Origin of the sequence: Streptococcus suis YS161, assembly GCF_002760245.1 — a bacterium.
GTDB lineage: Bacteria > Bacillota > Bacilli > Lactobacillales > Streptococcaceae > Streptococcus > Streptococcus suis_I.
In genome coordinates, this window is record NZ_ASCA01000044.1 from 1 (window position 1) to 6125 (window position 6125).

Here is a 6125-nt window from a genome sequence, read left to right on the forward strand (position 1 = left end):
CCCGTTTTTTACGTAACCAAATATCCAAGGTTAAACCATCTGCATCGATGGCTCGATACAAATAATGCCATTTTCCTTTAATTTTGATGTACGTTTCATCCATTTTCCAGGAATAAAAGGATTTTTTATTTTTCTTTTTCCAAATTTGATAGAGTCGTTTGCCATATTCTTGCACCCAACGATAAATCGTCGTATGAGAAACGTTAATGCCACGATCATATAAGATTTCTTGAACTTCACGATAGCTAAGGTTATAACGAAGATAGTAGCCCACGGCTACAATAATCACATCCTGCTGAAATTGCTTTCCTTTAAAATGATTCATCGTCATTCCTCCTGCTATCTTTTTCTATTATTCTACCTTATTTGATAGTAGATTTAAAACTTTACAACAGAACCAAATATGTTATACTATATTATAAAATACTTTTGAAAGGTACAGACAAGGGTTGTCAAAACTATGAAGAAAGAAAGAATAAAAGAAATCTGCCATCTCGCACAGGTATTTCACTCAACCTATAAAATTTCAGTTCTAATAAAAGATGACAAGAATATAAACATAGCTCTTGGTAATATTGAAGTTGACAAGAATTTGTTTCCTATTGATTATGATATGAGCCAATATTGGATTGAAGATTTACCAGGATTCAGAATCGGAGTTCATCCTCTTGGTGCTGTCCGATGCACATTTGAATCTGATGATAAAGCAATGTACGTTCAGATTGGTCCAGTGATGGTAGAGAACATTAACCCATTGATGATTTATCAGGGAAGCAATGACAATGAATGGACTGTGCTCGATATCAGAAAGTTTAGTGAAATATGTGTGATGATGTATTACTTTGCATTAGATAAGAATTTATCTTTTTCTATTGAGAGTTTAGTGAATAAACTGGTACAATTTTTTTCGACTGATATCATGGGACTACAAACGTCTGAGCTTTCAAAGCGGACGATTGAACAAAGTTATCAGGACTTACGAACAAGACTTGAGCTTGTCCAAAATGGTGATATAACTACACTTAAACAGCTGAACCGGGATCAAGATTACCTTAATGCACTTTTTGAATTTTGTAATAATGAACAATCAACAAAATCCATGCTGACATTCTGTCTGTATCTATCGATGTACTATGCTATTGCTGGCGGTCTTCCTATTGAAATGTCAGGTGCAATCAGTAGCTATTACGGAAATCGCTTTAGTTCTCTGAGAAAAAGAGAAGAGTCCGTTGCTATGTATAACAGTATTTTGGAGCATTTCGCTTTAAGTACTGCAGATTATAGAGTATCTGGTGTCTCTTCAGACATAGCAAAAGCAGTCAGGATGATTAAAAGAAATATCAACCGTCAGCTCACCATTCAGTCAATATGCACAGAAATTGGTCTAAGTCAGTATCACTTCATGCGTAAATTCAAGATAGATATAGGTATGACTGTTGGTGCATACATTAAGAAGGAGAAAATAGCATATGCCAAATTTCTATTGGTATATACGAATCAGTCAATATCAGAAATTAGTGAATATCTTATATTTAACTCACAAAGTTACTTCACATCCGTGTTTAAAAAAGAAACAGGAAAAACGCCTTTTGAATATAGAAAGAGTGATTTGTAAAGCTGATGGCTAATGCAAAGAATCAATTGCGGCAATCCTTTTGTATCTTTTTCCAGTGTGGCTGCGGTTTCTGTTGACGGGAACAGCAGGGTTTATCGGGAATCTGGTGCCAGATGAGATAACAGATCAGTTACTTTACTTTTACCAGAAAGGGTGTAAGCTAAAACTTAGGCTAGCCATTGCGCTAGCGACTTGGTACAATAAGGTGGCAATTGAATTATATTTGAAACGATAGGAGGGAGAAGCAAATGAAATCTACAACTAAAGTAACATTTAAAGAACTCCATGTATAGGTGGCTGTGACAAGCTTTACATGGAGTAGAATAATTATTGTCCAAAGCCACCTTTGCAATTGCTAGTACTAACGCAAAGGAGGATATGAAAATGCAATACAAAATAATTAATGGTGCCGTTTACTATGATGGTAATATGGTGTTGGAAAACATCGGTATTGAAATCAATGATAATGAAAAGATTGCTATTGTTGGTAGAAATGGATGTGGAAAAACAACCTTGCTAAAAGCTATTATAGGCGAAATTGAATTAGAAGAAGGAACTGGTGAAAGTGAGTTTCAAGTAATAAAGACCGGTAACCCTTATATTAGCTATTTAAGACAGATGCCTTTTGAAGATGAAAGTATATCAATGGTGGATGAAGTCCGTACGGTATTTAAGACGCTTATTGATATGGAAAACAAGATGAAACAGCTGATAGATAAAATGGAGAATCAATATGATGATAAAATCATCAATGAATACTCTGATATCAGTGAAAGGTATATGGCTCTTGGAGGTCTAACCTACCAAAAAGAATATGAAACGATGATTCGTAGTATGGGTTTTACTGAAGCAGATGATAAAAAACCCATTTCTGAATTTTCAGGTGGTCAGCGAACTAAGATAGCTTTTATAAAAATACTTTTAACAAAGCCAGACATTCTATTACTTGATGAACCTACTAACCACCTTGATATAGAAACAATACAATGGTTGGAGAGTTATTTGAGAAGTTATAAATCTACATTGGTTATTATTTCCCATGATAGAATGTTTCTTAATCGAATTGTGGATAAGGTTTATGAAATCGAATGGGGAGAGACCAAATGTTATAAAGGTAATTATTCAGCCTTTGAGGAGCAAAAACGAGAAAATCATATCAAACAGCAAAAAGATTACGACTTGCAACAGATAGAAATTGAAAGGATTACACGCTTGATTGAACGTTTTCGTTATAAACCTACGAAAGCTAAAATGGTGCAATCTAAAATTAAATTATTACAGCGTATGCAAATATTAAATGCACCAGACCAATACGATACAAAAACTTATATGTCTAAATTTCAACCGAGAATCAGTAGTTCAAGGCAAGTATTAAGTGCTTCAGAACTTGTGATAGGCTATGATACTCCTCTTGCAAAGGTTAATTTCAACCTTGAAAGGGGACAGAAGCTTGGAATTGTTGGGAGTAATGGTATTGGTAAATCCACGTTGCTTAAAACACTTATGGGTGGTGTGGCAGCATTGTCTGGAGATTTTAAATTCGGATACAATGTTGAAATTAGCTATTTTGACCAACAGCTTGCTCAAATCAGTGGAGATGATACACTATTCGAAATTTTTCAAAGCGAATACCCTGAGCTAAATGACACAGAGGTCAGAACTGCTCTTGGCTCATTTCAGTTTAGTGGAGATGATGTTTTTAGACCGGTGTCCTCTTTGTCAGGTGGAGAAAAGGTTAGATTGACATTATGTAAATTATTATATAAACGTACTAATGTTTTAATCTTAGATGAACCGACAAACCACATGGATATTATTGGAAAAGAGAATTTAGAGAATATCTTATGCAGTTATCAAGGTACAATTATTTTTGTGTCACATGATAGATATTTTACTAATAAGATTGCTGACAGATTACTTGTTTTTGATAAGGATGGTGTAGAGTTTGTACAATCTACTTATGGTGAGTACGAGAAAAAAAGGATGAATTCTGAAAAGCCATTTAATAACATTAAAGTTGAGCAGAAAGTAGAGAAAAATAACACAGTAAAAGGCGATCGTAACTCCATTGAGAAGGAGAAGGTTAAGAAGGAGAAACGAATTGAAAAGCTTGAAGTGTTAATAAATCAATATGATGAAGAATTAGAAAGATTGAATAAAATCATTTCTGAACCAAACAATTCTTCTGATTATATAGTACTGACGGAAATACAAAAATCAATTGATGATGTTAAAAGGTGTCAGGGTAATTATTTTAATGAATGGGAACAGTTGATGAGAGAATTGGAAGTTATGTAATTTTTGAGTTATGCAATAAGGATGTAAAAGTGTTAATGATACATTCTGGTTGTTGAAAATGTAAAAAAATTAATGAATTTTTATTAGATATAATCGCTATGTGAAGACCTTTTGAGTTTGCCGCATAGCGGTTTTTATTATCTATACTTTGGAATTGTCAAGAAAAGTGTAGTCGTATAAACTCACTAAATTTCCTTTGATTGTTATGCTGCCAGAAGTTGTTCTTCCAGTAGCCCTCTGTATATAACAGGAGGATTGAGCAGGTGGTTTCTGTCGTTGCAGAACCAGATTCTAAATATGGGACTGAAGTATTTGATGAATATGTCATAAGTAAAGAATTTGAAAATGTTCAAGAGGTTATGACGTCTCAAATACAGCAGAAAGGAAGGTTAAGATAAGAGAAACTGAAGTTCAACAATAGTATTTAGATATAGGGTGATAAATCAGATTATATTGTGATTTGTAGAATTGCTTGCCTTGGTGCTAAATAGGTATGGTAATAATGTACTAATCGATTGTTTTGTAGTAAAAAAGCAACAGATAATTAGGATATTTTTCTTGTATTGTTCGTTAAAAAGAGCCAAACGAAGTATATTTTCTCATAGAAGTTGAACATAGTAGACTGATTATTGCCACTGTAAAAAATGAGGAATGTATCCTGTGTTACAGTTATTCCATTAATGAGAGATGAGGATAAAGATAGATTTGTACAGGGAATTGAGAAATTTAACGTTTAAACAAAATCTAGTTCATCCTTTACACTATCCGTTGGGATAGTATACGTCACAAATGTGCGTACTTACATTTTGAATTTTCTTAAGTATAATACTCATTATGATGACACCTAGATAACAATTCAAACCCGATGCAAGTGTAACTGCATCAAAAATCAATTTTGAATCCTAATTAGTTAAAGAGAGGTAGCAGAAATGACAATTTTGTATTTTACCGCAACAGGAAACAGTCTTTATGTTGCGAAAAGACTTGGTGGAAAACTAATATCCATCCCACAAATGATAAAAGAGAATAAATATGAGTTCTCAGACGAGAGGATAGGTATTGTATTCCCGGTTTTTCACGTTAATATCCCGCCATATATTAGAGATTTTTTAGAACGCTCTATTTTTAATTGCAAATATCTATTTGTTATTGCAACATATGGAGAATATGCAGGTTCAACTGCAGATGAAGTGAAAAAGATTTTAGACAAACGTTCAATACCAGCCAATTATATAAATAATATACAAATGCTCGATAATTTTATTCCTGCTTTTGATATGAACGAACAAAGAGAACGAGATGCTATTAAAAATATCGAAGGTCAAATTGATGTCGTAAGAACTGCAATTGATAATCGTATGAATTTCATCATTGAAGACTCAGAAGAAGCCAAGGCAATAACTGGAAGTTCAGAATTTGGTACAGAAAAACTACTCATAGATTTGGGTATTAAAGAGGGTGAATCACTTGATTCTGCTTTTTCAGTTGATGCTTCTTGTAATCAATGTGGTACTTGTGTAAAGGTATGCCCGCTTGGAAATATCACTCTCGAAAAGCAACCAGTTTATCATAATAATTGTATGGCTTGTGTCGCATGTATCCAGAATTGTCCATCAAAATCAATTCATATGCAAACAGAAAAAAGTGAAGCTCGTTATCGAAACGCAAATGTAACGCTTAGAGAAATTATAGAAGCAAATAACCAACGATAAAAGTTCTAAAAAGAAAACCGCAACTGATTTTACAGCTACGGTCAACGCTTTCTTGCTTGAATCTAGATTTTGCTTATTTAGTATGATCAACGCCCCAGTTGCACATACACATCTGCTAAAACGGGATAATCTGTTGCGGTCAGGCTCTGAATATTGGTTGCCGCAAACAACCCCGCTGCTTCATAGGTGCGTCGTAAGACCGTATCAATGACGGCTTTTTCGACTTGTGTCAAATCAGGCTTTAAGACTTGGAAAAACCCTTTGACACGCTGGATTTTATCTTTTAAGAGAAGTCCCATTGTGACGGGAATATCATCCGCCATATCGGCAATGTCTTCTGAAAAAATCTCCAAGGGATTGATTTTCGTTTGGGCATTCGCAGATAAGTGGACAACCGTTCCGCCTAATAAAGAGACAATCTCGGAATAGTCGAGTAGGTTAGTGGTATTACTACCACCTTCCTCTCTAAGAACCGTACGTGAGAGTTTCCCCTCATACGG

General features: G+C 34.4%; 3 protein-coding genes and 2 pseudogenes. 3 read left to right on the forward strand and 2 right to left on the reverse strand.

Annotation, left to right across the window (positions count from 1 at the left end; all coding sequences use genetic code 11):
* Nucleotides 1-325 (reverse strand): annotated as a pseudogene (locus SST111_RS06430) (IS6-like element IS1216 family transposase); the annotation flags it as partial.
* A gap of 135 nt (nucleotides 326-460) precedes the next feature.
* On the opposite strand from SST111_RS06430, the gene SST111_RS06435 reads away from it, so the two are divergent.
* The 3 genes from SST111_RS06435 (at nucleotide 461) to SST111_RS06450 (ending at nucleotide 5625) form a co-directional block, all read left to right on the forward strand.
* On the forward strand, nucleotides 461-1615 hold the full coding sequence (locus tag SST111_RS06435) for a helix-turn-helix domain-containing protein (RefSeq protein WP_002360186.1): 1155 nt from the start codon (nucleotides 461-463) through the stop codon (nucleotides 1613-1615).
* A 330-nt stretch (nucleotides 1616-1945) separates the two neighbouring features.
* A complete protein-coding gene (gene optrA, locus SST111_RS06445) occupies nucleotides 1946-3913 on the forward strand; it encodes an ABC-F type ribosomal protection protein OptrA (protein ID WP_099810410.1) in 1968 nt (655 codons plus the stop codon).
* Nucleotides 3914-4842: 929 nt separating this feature from the next.
* Complete coding sequence (locus SST111_RS06450) at nucleotides 4843-5625, forward strand: EFR1 family ferrodoxin (RefSeq protein ID WP_099810411.1); 783 nt, start codon at nucleotides 4843-4845, stop codon at nucleotides 5623-5625.
* Between the two features lie 415 nt (nucleotides 5626-6040).
* Here the strand turns inward: SST111_RS06450 and SST111_RS12625 are convergent.
* A pseudogene (locus tag SST111_RS12625) lies at nucleotides 6041-6125 on the reverse strand (ROK family protein); the annotation flags it as partial.

Coding starts and splice junctions, on each gene's coding strand:
- SST111_RS06435 (WP_002360186.1), top strand. CDS start 461: ATGAAGAAAGAAAGAATAAAAGAAATCTGCCATCTCGCACAGGTATTT.
- SST111_RS06450 (WP_099810411.1), top strand. CDS start 4,843: ATGACAATTTTGTATTTTACCGCAACAGGAAACAGTCTTTATGTTGCG.